Raw genomic sequence first — 21,565 nt, 5'->3', positions numbered from 1 at the left:
CCCGGTGCGTGTTTTTCTGGAGACCGAGCGGCTGATTCTGCGCCGCTTCGCCGAGTCCGACGAGGACGAGCTGTTCACCCTGCACAACGACCCCGAGGTCATGCGCTACCTCAACGGCGGCCGGCCGACGCCGCGTCAGGTGATCGTCGAGCGGACGCTGCCCGCGTTCATCCACGGCGGGTTCCTCGCGGCGAACGAGAAGCCCGGGGGCCGCTTCCTCGGCTGGTTCCATCTGCGGCCGGCCAAGGACGGTGCGGACGACGAGCCCGAGCTGGGCTACCGGCTGCACAAGGCGGCCTGGGGCAGGGGGTTCGCGACCGAGGGCTCGCGCGCGCTGATCGGCAAGGCGTTCACGGATATGGGCGCGCGGCGCGTGTTCGCCCAGACGATGGCGGTCAACCTCGGGTCGCGCCGGGTCATGGAGAAGTGCGGGCTGCGGTTCGTCCGCACCTTCCATCTGGACTGGTCCGACCCCATCGAGGGCTACGAGCAGGGCGAGGTGGAGTACGAGCTGCTGCGCCCCGAGTGGGAGGCCGCGCGGCGGGGCTGAGATACCTGGTGCACTGGTCTGACCAGTCGCTAGGGTGCCTGGTATGGGATATGACGCGCTGTTCCGCCTGGACGGGCGGCGGGCCGTGGTGATCGGCGCGGGGAGCGGGATCGGCAGGGAGTCGGCGCTCGCGCTGGCCGCTCACGGGGCCTGCGTGGTGTGCGCGGATCGTGACCTCGGCACCGCGCGGGCGACCGCCGCCGAATGCGGCGGGGACGCCCGGCTGGTCGACGTGCTCGACGCCGGAGCCGTGCGCGAGCTCGCCGCGGAGGCGCCGGCCGACGTGCTGGTGTTCACGGCGGCCACGAACGTCCGCAAGCGGCTGCTCGACTACTCCGACGAGGAGTTCGACCGGGTGGTGGGGCTGAACCTGCGGGCCTCGTTCGACATGGTGCGGGCGTTCGGGGCGGGCATGGTCGAGCGGGGGCGCGGCTCGATCATCGGGTTCGCCTCCATCCGCGCCTCGGTCACCGAGCCAGGGCAGGGCGTCTACTCGGCCACGAAGGCTGGGCTCGTGCAGTTGCTGCGCACGGCGGCGGCCGAGTTCGGGCCGCACGGGGTGCGGGTGAACGCGATCGCGCCCGGCGTGGTGGAGACGCCGCTGACCAGGCAGATCAAGGACGACCCCGCCTGGTACGCCGCCTACGCCGCCAAGAGCGCGCTGGGCCGCTGGGCGGCGGCCGAGGAGATGGCCGGCGCGGTGGTCTACCTGGCGGGCGACGCGGCCAGTTTCGTGACCGGCTCCGTCCTGTACGTGGACGGCGGCTGGACCGCCGTGGACGGCCGCTTCGACCCGCCCAACTGAACCGGGCGTCAGGGCCGGATGATGGCCATCTTCGTGACCGTGAGCTCCTCGATGGCGAAGCGGGGGCCCTCGCGGCCGATGCCCGAGTCCTTGACGCCCCCGTAGGGCATGTTGTCCGCCCTGAACCCCGGCACGTCGTTGACCACCACGCCGCCGGCCTCGATCCGTTCGATCGCGGCGAACGCCGTGGCCAGCGAGCGGGTGAACACGGCGGCGTGCAGGCCGTACCGGGAGTTGTTGACCGCGGCGAAGGCGGCGTCGAGGTCCGGCACCGGGCGTACGCACACGACGGGCCCGAAGATCTCCTCGTCCCAGGCGGCGGCCCCGTCCGGCACCCCGGCCAGGACCGTGGGCGCGATGGAGCGGCCGTCGCGGTGCCCGCCCGTGACCACCTCGGCCCCGGACGCGGCGATCCACTCCAGGACGCGGTCGGTGGCGGCCGGGTCGATGAGCGGGGCGACGCGGGTGCCGGGCAGGCGCGGGTCCCCGACCGTGACGCTCTTGACGCGGTCGGCCAGCAGGGACAGGAACCGCTCCTGTACGGGCTCCTCGGCCAGCACCCGCTGCACGGCGATGCACGCCTGGCCGGAGGCGTAGTAGCCGCCGCGCACGACCGCGTCGGCGGCGGCCTCCAGGTCGGCGTCGGCCGCCACCACGAGCGCCGCGTTCGACCCGAGCTCCAGCAGCACCTTCGTGGGGGCGGCGGCGCGGGCGATGGCGTGCCCGGCGGCGGCCGAGCCGGTGAAGGAGACCGCGCCGATCCGCCGGTCCTCCACCAGCGTCCTGCCCACCTCCACGTCGCCGGTGACGAGTTGCACGGCGGCGGGGGGCAGCGCGTCCCGCAGGAGGTGGACCAGCCAGAGCGTGGCCAGCGGGGTCGCCGGGGCGGGTTTGACGATCACCGGGCAGCCCGCGGCGACCGCAGGGGCGATCTTGTGGGCGGCGAGGAGGAGCGGGTAGTTGAAGCCGGTGATCCCGGCGACGACGCCGATGGGCCTGCGGGTCCAGAAGCCGATCAGGCCCTCTCCCGAGGGCAGCAGGTCGAGCGGCACGGTCTCGCCGTGCAGCCGGGCGACCTCCTCGGCGGCCGTGGCCAGCGTGACGAGCGTCCTGGCCACCTCCACCTGGCAGTCCACCAGGGGTTTGCCGGTCTCCATGACCAGGAGCCGCTCGAACTCCGCCCGCCTGTCCGCCACGGCGTCGTGCGCCCGCATGAGGGCGGCGCGGCGGGCGTGCGACGGGAGCGCCGCCATGGCGGGGGCGGCCTTCAGCGCCTCGTCCACGGCGTGCGCGGCGTGCTCGGGCCTGCCCAGCGGGGCCCTGGCCACCAGGGAGCCGTCGTAGGGGAAGATCACGTCGGAGGTGTCCGCCGTCTCCGTCCATCCGGCGCCGATGGGCAACCCGCCGGGCCACTCTCGCGTCATGGTCGCCTCCCCTGGGCGCTCGGGAACACATCGAGGTACGCGGGCGCGCCCTCGCGGCCGATGGCGGACAGGATGGCGTAGGCGATGGCCCGGCTGAACGCGTCGGCCGCCGCCGCCAGGACGTCCCGGAAGACGTCGGCGCCGGGGGCCGGGCGGGCGCAGGTGGCCAGGCCGAAGATGGTGTCGCCGTCGGTCATGGTGTGGGCCGGCCTGACCGCCCTGGCCAGGCCGTCGTGGGCGACCGCCGCCAGCTTGCCGCACTGGGCCTTGGTGAGGGTGAGGTCGGTGGCCACGACGCCGATCGTGGTGTTGAACGCCGGTGTCAGGTCCGGCTCCCAGGCTTGCGCCTCTGACCTGGCCGGGGGCCGGAGGTGGTCGAACTCGCCGGGCAGGCCGTACCGGGTGCCGGCCAGGGTGGCGTCACGCGGGTCGAGGACCGATCCGGCGGCGTTGACGACGGTGAGGGCGGCCACGGTCGTGCCGTCGTCCAGCACGACGCTGGCCGTCCCCACGCCGCCGGCCAGCCCACCCGCCACCGCCCCGGTGCCCGCGCCGATGGACCCGCTCGTCATTCCGCCCCCGGACGGCGGGAGGGCGGTCGCCTGACCGTCCGGGATCGCGATCCCTTCGAGGGGCGGGCGGTCGCGATCGGTCAGCCCCGCCCCCTCGCCCCAGGGGATCTCGGACCAGGCCAGCGGGAGAACCGCCCCGCCCTCCTGGGAAGGGGTGACGGCGTCGTAGGCGGCGGCGCCCAGGGCCGCGTCAGGGACGGCCCGGAAGGCGCCGCCACGGCCCAGGTCGAAGATGACCGCCGCCGGCACGATCGGCACCACCCCGCCCTCGACCGGATAGCCCACGCCCTCGTCCGCCAGGCGGGTCATCACCCCGCAGGCCGCCGACAACCCGTACGCGCTCCCGCCCGACAACACCACGGCGTGCACCCGCTCCACCAGGTTCCGCGGATCCAGCAGCTCCGTCTCGCGGGTCCCCGGCGCGGCACCTCGCACGTCCACCCCCGCCACGGCCCCCTCCGCCGGCGCGAGCACCACGGTCGTCCCCGTACGGAATCCGGCCCCGACCCGCTGCGCGTGCCCCACCCGCAGTCCCGCCACGTCCACCAAAGAGTTGGAGGCCCCCGCCCGCATCAGTAGTCTCCGCTCAGGAACCGCCGCGCGGCCTCCGCGAACACCCGGGTGCACCGCACGATCTCCTCGACCTCCACGAACTCGTCCGCCTGGTGTGCTATCCACTTACCCCCCGGCCCGTAGACCACCGAGGGGATCCCGCCCCAGTGCGTCAGCACGGTCCCGTCGGTCGTGCCGGGCACCCCGCCGTACACCGGCTCCTGCCCCGTCACCGTCCGGTGCGCGGCGGCGAGCGCGGCGACCACCGGGTCGCTCACGGGCACGTCCACGGGCGGCCGGTCCACCAGCATCGACACCTCGGCGGCGATGCCGTCGCGGGAGGCGAGCGCGGCCACCCGGTCGGCGATCTCCTTGTGCTCGACGCCGGGGATCGTGCGCACGTCCACGAAGACCGAGGCGGTCGCCGGGATCACGTTGACCTGCTCCTCGGAGCCGGCCCGCAGCACGGTCGGCGTCACGTACACCTCCCCGAGGTGCTCGTGCGCCGGGTGCCCGGCCTGCAGTTCGTCCTGGAGCGAGCGCAGCCCGACCAGCAGGGATCCGGCGGCCTGGATGGGGTTGCGGCCGTGTTGCGGCATCGCCCCGTGCGCCATCTTGCCGGTGAGGTCCACGCGCAGCCGCAGCGCGCCCTTGGCCACCGCGCAGATCTCGCCCGCCTCCGGCTCGGCCACGATCGCGCCGTCCACGTCCGCCGTCAGGCCCGAGGAGACGAAGTGGTGGGCGCCGATCATGAGGCCCTCCTCGTCGGCCAGCGCGCACACCTTGATCCGGCCGGGGAAGGGGCCGGCGAGTTGCAGGGCGCGGGTGGCGTACAGGGTGGCGGCCAGGCCGGACTTCATGTCGGCGCTGCCCCGGCCCCACAGTTTGCCGTCGCGGATCTCCCCGCCGAACGGGTCCACGGTCCAGGACGACAGATCGCCCTCGGTGACCACGTCCGTGTGCCCCTCGAACATCAGCGTCGGCCCGTCTCCGCCGCCGCCCTCGACCACGGCCACCACGTTGGGCCTGCCGGGCGCGGCCTCGTACACCTCGGGCCGCCAGCCCCACTCGCGCATCCGCGCCTCGACGAGGTCGGCGGCCGGCTGCTCGTTGCGGCCGCGCGCCGGGTCGTTGGTGCTGGGGACGCGCACGAGCGCCCGCGTGAACTCCACCACTCCATCGGCATCGACGTCGATCATGCAAACCCCTCCAGAGTCGGTACGGCCTCCAGCAACGCCCTCGTGTACGGATGCGCGGGCGAGTCCCAGACGTCGTCCACGGGCCCGTTCTCCACGATCTCTCCCTGGCTCATGACGGCGACCGTCTCGCACACGTGCCGCACCACGGACAGGTCGTGCGAGACGAACACGAGCGTGAGCCCCAGTTCGTCCACGAGGTCGGCCAGCAGATTGAGTATCTGCCCGCGTACGGAGACGTCCAGCGCGCTCACCGGCTCGTCGGCGACCAGCACCTTCGGCCGGGGCGCGAGCGCGCGGGCGATGGCGATGCGCTGCCGTTGCCCGCCGGAGAACTGGTGCGGGTAGCGGCCGGCGGCGTCGGGGGGCAGCCCGACCGCCTCCAGCAGCTCCGCCACCCGGTCCCCCGCGGGCAGGCCGAGCGCGGTGAGCGGCTCGGCGACGAGGTCGCGCACGCGCATGCGGGGGTCGAGCGAGCTCATCGGGTCCTGGAAGACGATCTGCAGGTTCTCGCGCAGGAAGCGCAGCGCGCGTTCGGGTCTGCCCGTGATCTCCTGGCCGTCGAAGCGGATGGAGCCGCTGGTGGGCTGGTCGAGGGCGCAGAGCAGGCGCAGCAGCGTGGACTTGCCCGAGCCGGACTCGCCGACGATGCCGTAGCGTTCACCGCGCCGCACGGTCAGCGAGACGTCCCGGAGGGCGTGCACGACGGCGCCGGGCTTGGTGAGCGAGGTCCTGGGGCGGCGGTAGTCCCGGTTCAGGCCCCGCACGTCAATCAGCGGGGTGCCAGCATGCGAAGGCATGTCCGTCTCCTGTCAGCTCAGGAACCGTCTCGCAGGTGGGCGTGGCGTGCGGGCAGCGGTTGCGGAACACGCAGCCGCCGGGGAACCGCCCGGCCGGGGGCACGCTGCCCTTGATGGCGGGCAGGCGGGTGCCGCGCGGGGTGAGCTTGGAGGCGGCCAGCAGGCCCTGCGTGTAGCGGTGGCGGGGGTGGGTGAAGACCTCGCGGATGGTTCCCGACTCGACGACGCGGCCGCCGTACATGACCAGGACCCGTTCGCAGACGGAGGCGACGACGGCGAGGTCGTGGGTGATGAACAGCAGCGCGGGCGCGACCTCGGCGATCAGTTCGAGCATCTGCTTCTGCACGGTGACGTCGAGCGCGGTGGTGGGCTCGTCGCAGATGAGCAGCCCCGGCTCGTTGGCCAGCGCGATGGCGAGCATGACGCGCTGGCGCTGGCCGCCGGAGAGCTGGTGCGGGAAGGCGCGGGCGACCTGGGCGGGGCCGGGCAGGCGCACGCGTTCGAGCAGTTCCACGGCCCGTGCGCGGGCCTGGCCGGAGGGGCGGCCGTGCAGGGTCATGACCTCGGCGACCTGGGCGCCGATCCGCATGACGGGGTTGAGCGCGGTCATGGGCTCCTGGAAGACCATGGACATCTCGCGCCCGCGCAGATCCTTCACGCGGCCTTCCGGCACCCCGACGAGATCCCTGTCGCCCAGCCTGGCGCGCCCGGAGGCGGTGACGCCCTCGGGGAGCAGGCCCATGAGCGACAGCGCGGTCAGCGACTTGCCCGAGCCCGACTCGCCGATCAGGCCGACCCGCTCGCCGGGCGCGATCGCGAACGACACCTCGTGGACCAGCTCGACCGCGTCCGCCCGCACGGTCAGCCCCTCAACGCTGAGCACGGACTCTCCTGAGCTTGGGGTCGAGAAAGTCGCGCAGGCCGTCGCCGAGGAGGTTGAAGCCGAGCACGGCGACGGCGATCGCGAGGCCCGGCCAGAGTGCCAGGCGGGGGGTGGAGAACAGCAGCTCCTGCGACTCCTGCAACATGCGGCCCCATGACGGGGTGGGCGGGCGGGTGCCGAAGCCGAGGAACGACAGCGCCGCCTCGGCCAGGATGGCGATCGCGAACGACACCGACGCCTGCACGATCAGCATCGAGGCGATGTTCGGCAGCACGTGGCGTACGGCGATGGCCCCGCCCCGCCGCCCGGCGGCCCTGGCGGCCAGGATGTAGTCGGTCACCATGACCTGGAGCGTGGCGGCGCGGGCCACGCGGGCGAACGCGGGCACGGTGGCCACCCCGATCGCGATCATCGCGGTGAGCGTGCCCGCCCCGTAGACGGCGCCGAGCATGACGGCCAGCAGCAGCGCGGGGAAGGCGAACACGAGGTCGTTGACCCGCATGATCAGCTCCGACAACCAGCCGCGCGGCGTCATCCCGGCGATCACGCCGAGCGGGGTGCCGAGCACGGCGGCGATGCCGACCGCGACGATGCCGACGTACAGGGTGGTGCGGGCGCCGACCATGAGCTGGCTGAAGGTGTCGCGGCCGAACTTGTCGGCCCCCAGCGGGTAGCCGCCGCCGGGCTCGCGCAGCTTGCGGGCGGCGTCCACGAGCGTCGGGTCGTGCGGGGTCCAGAAGAACGACAGCACGGCCGTGAGCACGACGAGCGCGACGAGCGTGCCGCCGACGAGGAGCCCGGCGTTCATCCGGCCTCTCATCGCAGCCTCGGGTCGAGCAGGTGGTAGGTCACGTCCACCACGAAGTTGATCAGCAGTACGGCCGCCACCAGCACCATCACCACGCCTTGGACGAGCAGCAGGTCGCGCCCCGCCACGCCGTTGAGCAGCAGGTCGCCGAGCCCGGGGATGACGAAGACGCGCTCGACCACGACCGCGCCGATCAGCAGCGTGGCCAGTTGCAGGCCGAGCACGGTGACGACGGGGATCGAGGCGTTGCGCAGCCCGTGCCGCCACAGCGCGCCGGTGCTGCCGCGGCCCTTGGCGCGGGCGGTGCGCAGGTAGTCCTCGCGCATGACGTCGAGCACGGCGCTGCGCACGTACCGGGTGAGCACCGCCCCCTGGACGAGGCCGAGGGAGAGCCACGGCAGCAGCAGGCCGCGCAGCCACTCCACCGGGTTCTCCGCGATCGGCACGTACCCGCCGGACGGCAGCGCCTGGGCCTGCACGGCGAACACGAAGACCAGCAGGATGCCCGCCAGGAACGCGGGGACCGCGATGCCGATCTGGCTGACCGCGCTGATCAACGCGCCCAGGGGGTTGCGGTGGTGCACGGCGGCGAACGTCCCGAGCGGCACCGCCAGCACCAGAGCCAGGACCATGCCGCCGAGCACGAGCACGGCCGTCACGCCGAGCCGGTCGCCGATCTGCGGGCCGATGGGGGCGGTGGTCACGTAGGAGGTGCCGAAGTCGCCCTGGACGAGGCCCCCTGCCCAGTCGAGGAACTGCGTGACGGGCGGCCGGTCGGTGCCGAACTGGCTGCGCAGCTCGGCCACCGCGTCGGGGGTGGCGTTGACGCCCAGCGCGATCTCGGCCGGGTCGCCCGGCAGCACCGCCATGAACGCGAACACCGCGACCGCGGCCACGGCGATGCTCGCGAGCAGCACCGCCAGCCGCTTGATGAGGTAGAGGATCACTGCTTGGCGAGCGCGGTGAAGTCGAAGGACTCCGCGATGGCGTTCTTCGGCAGGCCGGTGACGCCCTTCTTCGCCACGATCAGGTTCGGGAAGAGGAAGAGCCAGTCGGCCGCGGCGTCGTCGGACAGGAGCTTGGCGGCCTGCTTGAGGTCGTCGGTCTGCTGCTGCTCGGTGCCTTCGTCGGCGGTGGCGAGCAGCTTGCCGAACTCCGGATTGTCATAACGGAAGTAATACGACTTATCGGCAAATATGCCCATGTCCCGTGGTTCGACGTGGTTGATGATGGACAGGTCGTAGTCGCCCTTGGTGAACACCTGGTCCAGCCAGCGGGCGGGGAACTCCAGCGGCTCGATCTCGGCCGTGATCCCCACCTGGGCGAGTTGCGACTTGACGACCTGGGCGCTGCTGACCGCGTACGGGAGGTTGGGGATGCGCATCTTGACGGTGTACGTCTTGCCGCCGAGCAGCTGCTTGGCCTTGGCCGGGTCGTAGGGGTAGTCGGCGGTGCGGTCCTCGTACCAGGGGTCGGTGGGCGGCACCATCGAGCCGATGAGCTGCCCGTGACCGGCCCAGGCGGTGTCGAGCAGCGCCTTGTGGTCGATGGCGTGCCGGACGGCCTGCCTGACGCTCTTGTCGTCGAAGGGCGGGCGGCCGTTGTTCATCGACAGCACGACCTCGCCGTTCGTGGTGCCCTCGACCGTCTCGAAGCGGCCCGGGTCGGCGAACTGCTGGAGCGACTCGGGGGCCTGCACGCTGGAGATGACGTCGATGCCGCCGGTCAGCAGCGCGTTGTTCATCGCCGTGGCGTCCTTGAAGTATTTCAGCGTGATCGCCGACAGCGGCGGCTTGGCGCCCCAGTAGGAGGGGTTGGCGTTGAGCTGGATGGAGTCGCCGCGCCGCCAGGAGCCCAGCACGTAAGGGCCGGTGCCGACGGGCTTGTTGGCCAGGTCGGCGACGCCGGTGCGGCTGAACATGGCGCCGAGCCTGGTGGCCATCGAGTAGAGGAAGCCGTTGCCGGGGCGCTTGAGGGTGACGACGACGGTGGAGTCGTCCTTCTTCTCCGTCTTCTCGATGACGTCGAGCTGCGACTTGATCTTGAGCTTCCAGTCGCTCTTGACACGATCGAGGGAGAACACCACGTCGTCGGCCGTGAACGGCGCGCCGTTGGTGAACTTCGCGTTCTTGCGCAGGGTGAAGGTGTAGGTCTTGCGGTCTTCCGAGACGTCCCACTTCTCGGCCAGCAGCGGCACGATCTCGCCGTCCTGGCCGAGCTTGACCAGGCCCTCGTAGACGTTGACGAGCAGCGCCTGCGGGATGGCGGCGCCCTCGGCGGAGGTGAAGTCGAGGTTCGCGGGCTCGGCGACGAATCCGACGGACAGCGACTGGGCCTTGGGGGTGCCGCCGGTCCCGGCACTGCCTCCGTCACCTCCGCCGCAGGCGGCCGTGACCAGCAGGAGAGCGCCCGCGGCGACCCAGATGCCGATTCGCCTCATGTCTTACAGCCTCCTGGCTTGTGCACTGGTCGGACCAGTAGGCTACGCACATTGCCAGTCGGCCACGGCTCGGGTCAAGGGGGCTTGCATGGGTGGTCCGCGCTTCGAGCCGGTGCGTGCCGTGCGCGCTTACGAGCGGGTCGTGGAACAGGTCGAGGAGGCCATCGAGAGCGGCGCTCTCTCACCGGGCGGGCGGCTGCCGAGTGAGCGCGAGCTGATGACGCAGTTCTCCGTCAGCCGCTCCACCGTACGCGAGGCGCTGCGGGTGTTGCAGGCGCGTGGCCTGGTGCGTTCCCGGCACGGCGATCCCCACGGGGCGGAGGTGCTGCCGTTCTCGCCCGCCGCGCTGCACAAGTCGATGACCACGCTGGCCCGGGTGGAGGAGTTGTCGCTGGCGGAGCTGGTGCAGTTCAGGATGGTGCTGGACGCGGCGGCCATCCTGCTGGCGGCGCGGTTGCGTACCGAGGAGCAACTCGCCGAGATGTCCGCGGCGGTGGCTCGCATGCGGGCGGCGGCGGAGCGCGACGAGGCCGCCTTCGGGGCGGCCGACGTGGACTTCCACGACGCGGTGGTGCGCGCGAGCGGTAACAAGCTCATCCAGATCTGCACCGACGTGGTGCGTTCGATCGTGCTCAAGCTGATCTCCGAACGGATCGCCGGGGCCCCGGACCGGGAGGCGCTGATGCGGCGCAGCATCCGGCACCACGAGGAGGTCGTCGCCGCCATACGCGCCGGAGACGGGCCCCTTGCGGCGCGATTGTCGAGAAAAGCGATGTACGACTATTACGCGGGGTATGTGCCGGAAAGCGAGCGAGGTGCCTTGCGGGCGCTGCTGGAGTGACCTGGCCCACAGGGTGTTATGTTGCCGAGGTGGCGCGCGTGGACGGGGATGGGCTTGGCAGACGGACTGACTGAAGCCTTTCTACGCGAGCCGCGCCGATACACCAGCCACCAGGTCGCCGAGATGGCGGGGGTGCCCGTCTATCGCGCGCGGCGGTTCTGGCGTGCCCTGGGGTTCGCGAACGTGCCGGATGACGCGGTGGAGTTCACCGACTCCGACGTCGAGGCCCTCAAAACGCTGCTCGGCATGGTGACCTCGGGCGTCTACGACGAGGAGCACGTGCTGCTCCTCGCCCGCTCACTGGGCCACGCCACGACCAGGCTGGCCGAGTCGCACGCGGAGCTGGGCGTGGAGGCGCTCGACCAGGCAGGGGTGCCGCTGGCCGAACGTCCCCGGGCCTGGCGCCGGCGGGCCGAGCGGGTGGTGCCCGACCTGGCGCGGCTGCTCGTCTACGCCTGGCAGCGCCAGCTCGCCGCCGCGGCCGGGCGCATCGCCGTCCAGGACATGAGCACGGTACGCCTGTCCGTCGGGTTCGCCGACCTGGTCGCCTTCACCCGGCTGAGCAGGCAGATCACGGGCGCCGAGCTGGCGCGGCTGATCGACAGGTTCGAGGGGCGCTCGGCCGACATCGTGACCTCCTCCGGCGGGCGGGTGGTCAAGACGCTGGGCGACTCGGTGTTGTTCGTGGCCGACAAGGCGCACGTGGCGGCGGAGATCGCGCTGCGGCTGGTGGAGACGCACGCGCGCGGCAAGGACATGCCGGAGCTGCGGGTGGGGCTGGCGTCCGGGCCGGTGACCTGGCGTATGGGCGATGTGTTCGGCACCACGGTCAACCTGGCCAGCCGGTTGACCGCGCTGTCCCTGCCGGGGACGATCCTGGCCGATCCGCAGCTCGCCGAGGAACTGGAGGGGGACCGGGCGTTCCGGCTGCGGGAGGTCAACCGGCTGTCGGTGCGGGGGCTGGGAGAGCTGGCGCCGTTCACGGTCATGCGGACAGAAAGCGCCTGACGCGCCCGCGCACGACCGGGCTCAGCGCCCGCGCGCCCGACCGGGCTCGACGTCCCCGCTCGACGCCCCCGCTCGACGCCCGCGCACGACGGGGGTCGGCGCTTGAGGTCTGGGCAACCTGGCGCGGGGGCCGATGCGTCACTACCGTCAGCTAGCTCTCACGAGAGGCGCGGACAAGGTGGCGGATAGGGCGATATTTCAGGACTTCGTGGTGGCGAGGTCGGATCGGCTGTTACGCACCGCGTACCTGCTGACCCGCGACTGGGGAGTCGCGGAGGACCTGCTGCAGGAGTCGCTGGCCAAGGCGTGGTTCGCCTGGCCGGGCATCGACGAGCCGGAGGCGTACGTGCGCAAGGTGCTGGTGACCACCTACATCTCGTGGTGGCGGCGGCGCTGGCGCGGGGAACTGCCCAGCGAGAACCTGCCGGAGGTGGTGGCGCACGACCACGGGGGCGCCGAGCGCCAGGAGGTGTGGCAGGCCGTGGGGCGGCTGCCCGCCAGGCAGCGCGCGGTCGTCGTGCTGCGTTTCTACGAGGACCTGCCGGTGAGCGAGGTGGCCAGGCTGCTGGGCTGCCAGGAGGGCACGGTCAAGAGCCAGACCGCCAAGGCGCTGGCCAAGCTGCGAGTGGACGAGTCGATCGTGAAGGAGCCGCACCGATGAGCGTGCATGACCTGCGTGAGGTCCTGCGGGAGCGGGCCGAGGCGCCGTCGCCGGCGAACCCGTACCGACATGATCAGGTTCACTCGCGTATTCGCAGGACCCGGCTGCGGCGGCGGGCGACGGCGGGGGCGACGGCGCTCGCCGCGGTCGTGGTGGCCGTCTCCGTGGTTCAGGGCGTCGGCGAGCCCGCGCCGCGCGAGACGACGGCGGCGGCCTGGCCGGGCTCAGGGCTGCCCGAGCGGTTCAGCTCTCCGGACGGCACCGAGTACCGGCGCGTCGCCACGGCCACCGTCAAGCCGAATGGAGCTCAGACGTCGATCACGGTCCCGGTCACCGGCAGGCCCCTCGAAGCGGCCATGTTGTGCGACCGCCAGGTCATCCTCCCGGACGTGCTGGTGAACGGTCACCGCATCAGCACACCAGGATTCGGCTGCGGCGGGGACAGCGTGAGCCTGCGGCCCCTGGACGTGCAGAAGGACGCCAAGGAGATCACGGTCACGTTCGACACGACCGGCTCCGGCTGCGTCCTGAAGGCCGAGCACGGGCCGTGCGTGCCCGACAAGCCCAGGACCGCCGACTGGGAGCTGGCCGTCTACGAGTGGACCCCGCCGGCCCGGCCGGTCTTCCCCCGGCCCGCCACCCTGCCCGACCAGGTGCGGGGCTGGAGGCAGGCCGCCCTGACCACGGGCACGTTGCCGAAGAACTCCTCCCTCACGATGGAGGTCGTCGGCAACGGCGGCGACTTCAGCATCCAGCAGAACTGCACGGGCGACCTGTCCACGCGGATGTGGTTCAAGTACTGGGTCGGCGGGTCGGAGCTTCCCTCCACCATGGGGTGCGGCACCGAGCCCAAGACGAGGAACACGTTCACGGCCGCCAAGGGCGAGAAGGTCACCGTCACCGTGCGGATGGGGCTCTGGGGCGAGTCCACCAACCGGCCGGTGGACTGGGCGGTCGGACTGTACAGAGAGTGAGGCCTTACGGTAGATCGGGGTGAAAGGGAGGTGGCCGTCATGGAGCGGGCCGCGATCGAGGGCAGGCTGGTGGATGAGGACGCGCGGCTCATGCTCGCCTCCCGCTACGGGCACTTCACCTCGATGCAGGTCAGGGACCGCCGGGTGCGCGGGCTCGGGCTGCACCTCGATCGGCTCGACGAGGCCGGCAGGGAGTTGTTCGGGGCCGGGATCGACCGGGCGGCGGTGCTCGCATCGATCAGGGCCGTGCTGGGCGACGACGTGCGGGACGCGAGCGTACGCGTCTACGTGCTGGACGCCGATCCCCCGCGCGTCGTCGCCGGTTCCGGCCCGCCCCACGGGCCGCTGCCCGGGCCGCTGAGCGTCAAGTCGGTCGTCTACCAGCGTTACCTGCCGCACATCAAGCAGGCCGTCGGGTTCCAGCAGGCCCACATCGGGCGGGTGGCCGCGCGGGAGGGGTTCGGCGAGGCGCTGCTCACCACCGAGGACGGCCTGATCAGCGAGGGCGCGATCACGAACCTGGGCGGCTTCGCCGACGGGCGCCTGGTCTGGCCGGACGCGCCGATGTTGCACGGCACCACGATGCGGATGTTGCAGCGCATGGACGTGCCGCAGGAGCGACGGCCGCTCAAGGTGGCCGATCTGAGCGGGTTCGACCTGGTCTTCCTCTGCAACTCCTGGGGCGTGACACCGGTCGGGCAGGTGGACGGAGTGCCGCTGCGGCAGGACGGCGAGCTGCTGGAGCGGCTGATCGGCCACTACGAGGGCATCGCACGAGACCCGCTGGATTGATCCGGGGATCGGGGGCGTTGCACCTGTACGTGACCGCGTACTCGATTCTCGACCGTTCACTCGTCCGCCGGGGCTCGACCCCGGCCGCCGCGCTGCGCGAGACCGTCAGGTTCGCGCGGCAGGCCGAGGAGCTCGGATACCACCGGTTCTGGGTGTCGGAGCACCACAGCGTGCCCGGTGTGGCGGGCTCGGCCCCGACCGTGCTGGCGGCGGCGGTGGCCGCCGCGACCTCGCGGATCCGGGTGGGGACCGGCGGTGTGATGCTGCCCAATCACCGGCCGCTGGTGGTGGCCGAGCAGTTCGGGGTGCTGGAGTCGCTGTATCCGGGCCGCGTGGACATGGGGCTGGGGCGGTCCGTGGGGTTCACCGGCGGCATCCGCAGGGCGCTCGGGCACGGCAAGGACGACGCGGACCTGTTCGGGGAGCAGGTCGAGGAGTTGCTCGGCTACTTCACCGGCGCGCAGGGCGCGCATCCGGGGGTGCACGCGCTGCCCGCGGAGGGGTTGCGGCCGCAGGTGTTCGTGCTGGCCATGGGGTCGGGGGCGGACCTCGCGGCGGCGGCCGGGCTGCCGATGGTGATCGGGTCCGGCTCGCGGATGGTGGACGCCGTGGCGCGCTACCGGGCGTGGTTCCGGCCCTCGGCGTGGGCGGCGCGGCCGTACGTGATGGTGGCGGCGAACGTCGCGGTCGGCGCGACCCGCGAGGAGGCGGCGCTGCTGCAACTGCCCGAGGCGTGGGCCACGGCGCGCTCGCGCACCAGCGGCGCCTTCCCGCCGCTCCTGCCCCCGGAGGAGATCGCCGGGCTGGAGATGGAGGCGCGGGAGCGGGCGTACCTGGAGGAATCGCTCAAGGGGCAGATCAACGGCACGGAACGTGAGGTCGCGGTGGCGCTCGGCTCGCTGACCGAGGCGAGCGGGGCCGACGAGGTGCTGGTCACGATGAACACCTACGACCTGGAACAACGGCTGGACTCCTACCGGCGGCTCGCCGGCGTGTTCACGAGTTAGGATCTCCCGAACATCGTCCCGCCCGGATGAAGGTGCCGCCATGATCCGCCAGCACGCCATCGGTGACCTCCTGCGACGCTCGGCCGCCCGCCACCCCGCCAAGACCGCCATCGTGTACGGCGACCTGCGCCAGAGCTACGCCGACCTGGACCTGGCGGTGAACAGGACGGCCAACGCGCTGGCCGCCAGAGGTGTCGGCAAGGGCGACCGGTTCGCCCTGTTCAGCCACAACAACCACGCCTTCGTGGTGGCGTACTTCGCGCTGGCGCGGCTGGGGGCGATCTCCGTGCCGGTCAACTTCATGCTGGGGGCCGAGGAGGTGGCCTACATCCTGGAGCATTCCGGCGCGACCGGGATGCTGGCGGAGGAGGCGCTGCTGCCGGTGGCGGCCGCCGCGGTCACCGATCGGGTGGCGGTGCGCGGCGTGATCGGCGCGGCGGCGGACGGCTGGGAGCCGTTCAGCACGTGGTACGCCCACGACGACGCCTCGGAGCCCCGGGTGGACGTCGGCGACGACGACCCGATCCAGCTCATGTACACCAGCGGCACCGAGTCCCGCCCCAAGGGCGCCACGTTGTCGAGCCGGAGCCTGATCGCCCAGTACGTCACGTGCGTCGTGGACGGCCAGATGAGCCACGACGACATCGAGGTGCACGCCCTGCCCCTCTACCACTGCGCCCAGCTGCACTGCTTCCTGACGCCGGGCATCTACCTGGGCGCCACCAACATCATCCTGCCCGGGGCGAGCCCCGCGATCATCCTGGCCACGATCGAGGGCGAGCGCGCCACGAAGCTGTTCTGCCCGCCCACGGTCTGGATCTCGCTGCTGCGCCACCCCGGCTTCGACCGCAGGGACCTGTCGTCGCTGCGCAAGGGCTACTACGGCGCCTCGATCATGCCCGTCGAGGTGCTGAAGGAGATCGCCAACCGCCTGCCCGACGTGCGGCTGTTCAACTTCTACGGCCAGACCGAGATGGCGCCCGTCGCCACGATCCTCGGCCCCGAGGAGCAGCTCACCCGGCTCGGCTCGGCCGGACGGCCCGCGCTGCACGTCGAGACCAGGATCGTCGACGACCGCGACGAGCCCGTGCCGCCCGGCGTCGTCGGCGAGATCGTGCACCGCAGCCCGCACGCCATGCTCGGCTACTGGAACGACCCGGACAAGACCGCCGAGGCGTTCCGCGGCGGCTGGTTCCACAGCGGCGACCTGGGCGTCATGGATGAGGACGGCTACCTGTCGGTGGTGGACAGGAAGAAGGACGTGATCAAGTCGGGCGGCGAGAACGTGGCGAGCCGCGAGGTCGAGGAGGCCATCTACCAGCATCCGGAGGTCGCGGAGGCGGCGGTGTTCGGGGTGCGGGACGAGAAGTGGATCGAGGCGGTGACGGCCGCGGTGGTGCTGCGCCAGGGGGCGGGGGTGACGGCCGAGGAGCTGATCGCGTTCCTGCGGGGGCGGCTGGCGCCGTTCAAGACGCCCAAGCGGGTGGTGTTCGTGGACGCGCTGCCGAAGAACGCCTCGGGCAAGGTGCTCAAGAGAGAGCTGCGGGACACCATGTCATCAGCGTGACCAGGCGTTATCCACATCGATAACGGGCATCCCCTTTCGGCGACGACTTCACATGAAGCCCCGGGACGGCTCATCCGTCCCGACCGAGAGAGGCCGCATGCCCAGCCTGCCCGAGCTCATGCACCGTACGTTCTTCCGTACGCTGTCCCTGCTGTCGCCGGAGGGCCAGGGGATGATCCTTCGCCGCTACTTCGACTGGCGGCATCGGGTGCCCGACCCGTGGAAACTCGCCACGGACAGCTATGAGCAGCGGAAATACCGGTCCACGCTCAAGCATCTGCCGCTCAGGCCGTACCGGCGGATCATCGAGGTCGGCTGCAGCGAAGGGGTGTTCACGCACGCGCTCGCGGCCGCCTACCCCGACGCGGAGATCATCGGGGTGGACGTGTCCGAGCGGGCGCTGGCGCGGGCGCGGGCGCGCGTGCCGGAAGATGAGCGGGTACGTTTCGTGCGCGCCGACATCCTCACTCATCGGCCCGGGCGGCGCTTCGACCTGGTGTTCTGCTCGGAGACCCTCTACTACCTGGGCCGCCACGACCGCCTGCGCCGCGCCTGCGCGCAGCTCAGCGAACTGCTCGTGCCCGACGGCGTGCTGGTGGCCGTGCATCCCTGGCCGGAGGCGACCCGGTTGCACGGGTACCTGGATGCGCACGGGTCGCTGGCGCGGCTGAGCGAACAGGTCTACACGGAGCCGCCCCGGCCGTTCGCCATCACCGTCTGGGGTACGAAACCCACCTAGTGTTTGCCCAGGAGGTCGGCGGCGATCTGGCGGACCACCACGCGCTGGATCTTGCCGGTCGCCGTCTTGGGCAGTTCGCCGAGGACGAGCACCTCGCGCGGGCGTTTGAACGAGGCCAGCCCGTCCCGGCAGAACCCGATCAGCTCGCCCGCGTCCACCGCGCGCCCGGCGGCGGGCACCACGCAGGCCACCGGCTTCTCCAGCCCCTCGCCGTCGATGTAGGCCACGACCGCGCACTCCCCGACCGACTCGTGCTGGAGCAGTCTGGCCTCGACCTCCATCGGCGACACCCAGATCCCGCCCGCCTTGATCATGTCGTTGGAGCGGCCGAGGCACCGGTAGACGCCGTCCTCCTCGCGGACATAGGTGTCGCCCGTCCGCAGCCACTCGCCCTGGAACACCTGGCGGGTGGCGGCGGTGCGGCACCAGTAGCCGGTGGCGATGGAGTCGCCGCGGACGTACAGGTGGCCGGGGTCGCCGTCGCCGACGGGGGCGCCGCGGTCGTCGAGCAGCCTGGCCTCGTAGCCGGGTACGACGGTGCCTGAGCTGCCTGGGCGTACCTCGCCTGGGCGGTTGGAGATGAAGATGTGCAACGCCTCGGTGGAGCCGAGCCCGTCGATGATGTCCACGCCGAACCGGCCGGTGAAGCGGCGGTGGATCTCGGCGGGCAGCGCCTCACCTGCCGAGACGCCCAGCCGTACGGAGGAGAAGGCGTCTCCTGGCGTGTCGGAGGCGAGCAGCGCGGCGAAGAACGTGGGCCCGGCGAAGAACAACGTGGGCCGCTCCTCCCTCACCCGGGCCGCCACGCCCGCCGGGGTGGGGCGGGCCGGGTCGAGGATGGCGGTCGCGCCCGCGGCCAGGGGGAAGAACATCGAGTTGCCGATCCCGTACGCGAAGAACAGCCGCGCCACCGACAGGCACCGGTCTTCCTGGCGGATGCCGAGCACCTGGCGGCCGTAGGTCTCGTAGACGTCCCTGATCGCGCCGTGCCGGTGCATGGCCGCCTTGGGCGCTCCGGTGGTGCCGGAGGTGTAGAGCCACAGGGCGGGTGAGTCGCGCCAGCTCTCGTACGGGGGCGCGGCCGGCTTCCCCGACGCCAGCAACCCGGCCCACTCGTACGTGACCGCGGTCCGCTGCTCATCCTGGCCGGAAGCCGGCCCGCCCGGCGTCGCCGTCTCAGGCCGTTCGTGTTCCGGGGTCTTGGCCGGGCCCGTCCGGATCAGCACCTCCACCTCGGGCGCGCTGCTCAGGGCCTCGCTGACGACCAGGTCGAACTCGGGCGTGGCCACGACCACCCGCGCCCGGCAGTCCCTGAAGAGCGCGCCGAGTTCGGCCCCGTTGTACATGGTCGACACCGGCACCGCGACCGCGCCCATCCGCATCACGGCCAGGATCGTGATCGCGGTCTCCGGCCGGTCGGACATGACGAGCAGGACCCGCTCCTCGGGCCGGACGCCGAGCGCGCGTAAGCCGGTGGCCAGCTCGGCGACCTGCGCGGCGAGCTGGGCGTAGGTGAGCGTCCCGGCGGGGCCGGTGATCGCCAGGTGGTCACCGCGGCCCGCCTCGACCTGGCGGTCGGTGAGGAAGACGCTGGCGTTGAACGACTCGGAGGTCATGGCCGTACCCCATCCGCGGGCGGGCGATCGTAGCCAAATCTTCTACACAGATTCGCTAGCCCGTCAATGACTTGTAGCATCAGAGATGCACGTACTCGTACGCGAACGGCTGGCCGTTGATGCCGTTGCGCGGGGGCGCCACCCAGGCGGCGATCTTCCCCGGCTCGTACACGGGCCGCATCAGCGCCAGGACGTGCGTCTTGTCCTCCGCCGTCGGCAACCAGCGGTCGCGTCCCGCCTCCCAGACCGCCTCGTCGAGCACCCGCCCGTCCGGGGCGACGTGGTGCCCGGCGAACGTGCCGACCTTGCGGTTGAAGCCGACGTGCGGCAGGTAGAGGGTGGGGTCGAGGCCGTGGGCGGTGAGGATGCGGTTCCACCGGTTGACGCCGGTGAGGCAGTCGGCGGCGTACTCGCCGCGCAGGTCGGCGTTGAGCGCCGTCAGGGCGGGCAGCCGCAGGTCGCTCACCTGCCCCCGCTCGACGTGCGGCACGACGGCGACCGCCTCGGTGAGCAGGTGATCGTCCCCGCGCCGCTCCTCCTGCCAGCGCCCCTTGAGCCCGGCGGTGAAGTAGTTGGCCACGTTCGTGGAGGTCTCTCCCCCGAACAGGTCGAGGCTCACGCTGTAATGGAAGTTGATGTACTTCTGGATGACATCCAGCGGGATAGCACCATATTTCGCGATGTCGTCGCTGTCGTGATCGCGCATGAGCTGCGCCGCCCGCTCCACCACCCGGTCCACGCCCGTGGTGCCCACGAACATGTGGTGGGCCTCCTCCTTGAGCATGAACTCGCAGGTACGGCTGAGCGGGTCGAACGCCGACTCCTTCAGCGTGCCCAGCTGGTACTTGCCGTCACGGTCGGTGAAGTACGTGAACATGAAGAACGACAACCAGTCGGGGGTCTCCTCGTTGAAGGCGCCCAGGATGCGCGGTGAGTCCTCGCTGCCCGAGTTGCGCAGCAGCAGCGCCTCGGCCTCATCCCTGCCTGAGCGGCCGAAGTAGGCGTGCAGCAGGTAGACCATGGCCCACAGGTGGCGGCCCTCCTCGACGTTCACCTGGAAGAGGTTGCGCAGGTCGTACAGGGAAGGGGCGGTCAGCCCGAGCCGTCGCTGCTGCTCGACGCTGGCCGGTTCGGTGTCGCCCTGGATGACGATGAGGCGCTGCAGGTCGGCGCGGTACTCGCCGGGCACCTGCTGCCAGACCGGCCGCCCCTTGTGCTGGCCGAAGGCGATGCGCCGGTCGGTGTCGCGCTCGGCCAGGAAGATGCCCCAGCGGTAGTCGGGCAGCGCCACATGGTCGAAGTGCGCCCATCCCTCGCGGCCCACCGCCACGGCGGTGCGGAGATAGACGTCCTGCGTGGGCAGTGCCGGGCCCATCTCGGACCACCACTGCAGGAAGCGCGGCTGCCACGACTCCAGAGCCCGCCGCAGCCGCCGGTCGTCGGCGAGGTTGACGTTGTTGGGGATGCGTTCGGAGTAGTCGATCGCCATCTTCGGGCTCGCTTCCGGACGTGAACGCGGCGCCGCCCTTTTGCTACGGAGGCCGGCGCCTCCTCTGGTCATCCCCTAAGTTCAACAACCTACGCATGCCACGTCAAGCATCTGTAGAACTTTCCGGACGGCGATCAAGCGCTTGCGTCCACTTCACGGCCACGGCCGCCACCTGGATGAGCTCGGCCCGCAACCGCCGCGGATCCGACTCCGCGAACGCCTCCAGCACCTCCTCCTCCAGAACGTGTCGCCAGGTCAGCGCCCCGAGATCGGCCGCCTTGTCCGTCGACCGCCTGGCCACCTCCGACTCGGCCCCCGCATGCTCGCCCCCGGTGCCGTCAGGCAGCACCTGCATCCCGAACCGCACATCCTGCGCCACCCGCTCGGCCGCCACCTCAGCCAGCACCCGCCCCAACGAACCGGGCACACCCGCGTCTCCGTCCTGTGTCATGATCCCAAGTCTGACGCAGCCCCCACCCTGCTCGGGCTACGGCGAGCCGGGCCGGGCCCGCTACTGCGGGGGCGCACGGATGCCGAACACGGAACGAGACCCGACACACGGACGACGACCGGACGGCCCGAAACAAACGGGCGGGCGACACGCGGGGGCGTCGGGCGCGGGCGAGGCCAGCGGACAGGCAGCACACGCGGGGCGCAGCACACCGCGGACGCAGCACACACTGCGGGCAGGGCGGACGGCACGCCGGGCGGGCAGTGGGCCGGGCGGGCAGTGGGCCGGGCGGGCAGTGGGCCGGGCGCAGCACGCATCGCGCTCGGCACGGGCATCGCGGGCGGCACGCAGGGCGGGCGCAGCAGGCGGCGGGCACGCCACGCGCCGCGG

The 21,565-nt window shown here is 71.8% G+C and carries 21 protein-coding genes; 10 read left to right on the top strand and 11 right to left on the bottom strand.

Features of this window, described 5'->3' with window-relative positions; genetic code table 11:
- The first annotated feature begins 4 nt into the window (after positions 1-4).
- Both ACFPZ3_RS38355 and ACFPZ3_RS38350 read left to right on the top strand, forming a co-directional pair.
- A complete protein-coding gene (locus ACFPZ3_RS38355; protein ID WP_379519254.1) occupies positions 5-550 on the top strand; it encodes a GNAT family N-acetyltransferase in 546 nt (181 codons plus the stop codon).
- Between the two features lie 43 nt (positions 551-593).
- Positions 594-1,355: an SDR family NAD(P)-dependent oxidoreductase gene (locus ACFPZ3_RS38350; RefSeq protein ID WP_379519253.1), complete on the top strand. Its 762-nt coding sequence runs from the start codon at positions 594-596 to the stop codon at positions 1,353-1,355.
- 8 nt (positions 1,356-1,363) lie between these two features.
- On the opposite strand, the gene ACFPZ3_RS38345 is transcribed toward ACFPZ3_RS38350, so the two are convergent.
- Genes ACFPZ3_RS38345 through ACFPZ3_RS38310 form a run of 8 tightly spaced genes read right to left on the bottom strand, consistent with a single transcriptional unit; the run spans position 1,364 to position 10,030 of the window.
- The gene (locus ACFPZ3_RS38345; protein WP_379519252.1) at positions 1,364-2,779 is read right to left on the bottom strand and encodes an aldehyde dehydrogenase family protein; all 1,416 of its coding nucleotides are present in this window, start codon (positions 2,777-2,779) and stop codon (positions 1,364-1,366) included.
- A complete protein-coding gene (locus tag ACFPZ3_RS38340; protein ID WP_379519251.1) occupies positions 2,776-3,924 on the bottom strand; it encodes a P1 family peptidase in 1,149 nt (382 codons plus the stop codon). Before ACFPZ3_RS38340 ends, ACFPZ3_RS38345 begins: the two co-directional genes overlap by 4 nt.
- On the bottom strand, positions 3,924-5,102 hold the full coding sequence (locus tag ACFPZ3_RS38335) for a M20 family metallopeptidase (protein ID WP_379519250.1): 1,179 nt from the start codon (positions 5,100-5,102) through the stop codon (positions 3,924-3,926). The genes ACFPZ3_RS38340 and ACFPZ3_RS38335 overlap by 1 nt, the downstream gene beginning before the upstream one ends.
- Positions 5,099-5,899, bottom strand: a complete 801-nt coding sequence (locus ACFPZ3_RS38330; protein ID WP_379519249.1) for an ATP-binding cassette domain-containing protein — start codon at positions 5,897-5,899, stop codon at positions 5,099-5,101. The genes ACFPZ3_RS38335 and ACFPZ3_RS38330 overlap by 4 nt, the downstream gene beginning before the upstream one ends.
- A complete protein-coding gene (locus ACFPZ3_RS38325; protein ID WP_379519248.1) occupies positions 5,868-6,782 on the bottom strand; it encodes an ABC transporter ATP-binding protein in 915 nt (304 codons plus the stop codon). The genes ACFPZ3_RS38330 and ACFPZ3_RS38325 overlap by 32 nt, the downstream gene beginning before the upstream one ends.
- Positions 6,769-7,590 (bottom strand): ABC transporter permease, encoded by an 822-nt coding sequence (locus ACFPZ3_RS38320; protein WP_379519247.1) that lies wholly within the window; start codon positions 7,588-7,590, stop codon positions 6,769-6,771. The genes ACFPZ3_RS38325 and ACFPZ3_RS38320 overlap by 14 nt, the downstream gene beginning before the upstream one ends.
- 8 nt (positions 7,591-7,598) lie before the next feature.
- Positions 7,599-8,537 carry an ABC transporter permease gene (locus ACFPZ3_RS38315; protein WP_379519246.1) on the bottom strand — a complete coding sequence of 313 codons (939 nt, stop codon included), beginning with the start codon at positions 8,535-8,537 and terminating at the stop codon, positions 7,599-7,601.
- A complete protein-coding gene (locus tag ACFPZ3_RS38310) occupies positions 8,534-10,030 on the bottom strand; it encodes an ABC transporter substrate-binding protein (protein ID WP_379519245.1) in 1,497 nt (498 codons plus the stop codon). Before ACFPZ3_RS38310 ends, ACFPZ3_RS38315 begins: the two co-directional genes overlap by 4 nt.
- Before the next feature lie 88 nt (positions 10,031-10,118).
- Between ACFPZ3_RS38310 and ACFPZ3_RS38305 the strand changes: the two genes are divergently transcribed.
- The 8 genes from ACFPZ3_RS38305 (at position 10,119) to ACFPZ3_RS38270 (ending at position 17,619) form a co-directional block, all read left to right on the top strand.
- Entirely contained in the window at positions 10,119-10,871 is a 753-nt protein-coding gene (locus tag ACFPZ3_RS38305; protein WP_379519244.1) for a FadR/GntR family transcriptional regulator, read from the top strand.
- A 54-nt stretch (positions 10,872-10,925) separates the two neighbouring features.
- On the top strand, positions 10,926-11,879 hold the full coding sequence (locus ACFPZ3_RS38300) for an adenylate/guanylate cyclase domain-containing protein (RefSeq protein WP_379519243.1): 954 nt from the start codon (positions 10,926-10,928) through the stop codon (positions 11,877-11,879).
- 133 nt (positions 11,880-12,012) lie between these two features.
- Positions 12,013-12,540, top strand: coding sequence for a SigE family RNA polymerase sigma factor (locus tag ACFPZ3_RS38295; RefSeq protein WP_379519242.1), 528 nt, complete (start codon positions 12,013-12,015; stop codon positions 12,538-12,540).
- Positions 12,537-13,514, top strand: a complete 978-nt coding sequence (locus ACFPZ3_RS38290) for a hypothetical protein (protein ID WP_379519241.1) — start codon at positions 12,537-12,539, stop codon at positions 13,512-13,514. The genes ACFPZ3_RS38295 and ACFPZ3_RS38290 overlap by 4 nt, the downstream gene beginning before the upstream one ends.
- A gap of 39 nt (positions 13,515-13,553) precedes the next feature.
- Positions 13,554-14,306, top strand: coding sequence for an aminotransferase class IV (locus ACFPZ3_RS38285; protein WP_379519240.1), 753 nt, complete (start codon positions 13,554-13,556; stop codon positions 14,304-14,306).
- Positions 14,307-14,323: 17 nt separating this feature from the next.
- Complete coding sequence (locus tag ACFPZ3_RS38280; RefSeq protein ID WP_379519239.1) at positions 14,324-15,313, top strand: MsnO8 family LLM class oxidoreductase; 990 nt, start codon at positions 14,324-14,326, stop codon at positions 15,311-15,313.
- A 40-nt stretch (positions 15,314-15,353) separates the two neighbouring features.
- Complete coding sequence (locus tag ACFPZ3_RS38275) at positions 15,354-16,880, top strand: acyl-CoA synthetase (RefSeq protein WP_379519238.1); 1,527 nt, start codon at positions 15,354-15,356, stop codon at positions 16,878-16,880.
- Between the two features lie 97 nt (positions 16,881-16,977).
- Positions 16,978-17,619, top strand: a complete 642-nt coding sequence (locus ACFPZ3_RS38270) for a class I SAM-dependent methyltransferase (protein ID WP_379519237.1) — start codon at positions 16,978-16,980, stop codon at positions 17,617-17,619.
- On the opposite strand, the gene ACFPZ3_RS38265 is transcribed toward ACFPZ3_RS38270, so the two are convergent.
- From ACFPZ3_RS38265 to ACFPZ3_RS38255, 3 genes are all read right to left on the bottom strand, one after another.
- On the bottom strand, positions 17,616-19,235 hold the full coding sequence (locus ACFPZ3_RS38265) for a benzoate-CoA ligase family protein (RefSeq protein ID WP_379519236.1): 1,620 nt from the start codon (positions 19,233-19,235) through the stop codon (positions 17,616-17,618). The genes ACFPZ3_RS38270 and ACFPZ3_RS38265 overlap by 4 nt on opposite strands.
- A gap of 79 nt (positions 19,236-19,314) precedes the next feature.
- Positions 19,315-20,724: a benzoyl-CoA 2,3-epoxidase subunit BoxB gene (gene boxB / locus ACFPZ3_RS38260; protein WP_379519235.1), complete on the bottom strand. Its 1,410-nt coding sequence runs from the start codon at positions 20,722-20,724 to the stop codon at positions 19,315-19,317.
- Between the two features lie 103 nt (positions 20,725-20,827).
- The gene (locus ACFPZ3_RS38255; protein ID WP_379519234.1) at positions 20,828-21,175 is read right to left on the bottom strand and encodes a hypothetical protein; all 348 of its coding nucleotides are present in this window, start codon (positions 21,173-21,175) and stop codon (positions 20,828-20,830) included.
- Between the last annotated feature and the right edge of the window lie 390 nt (positions 21,176-21,565).

It is taken from the genome of Nonomuraea insulae (assembly GCF_042656245.1).
This window is presented reverse-complemented; position numbering and strand designations above follow the sequence as displayed.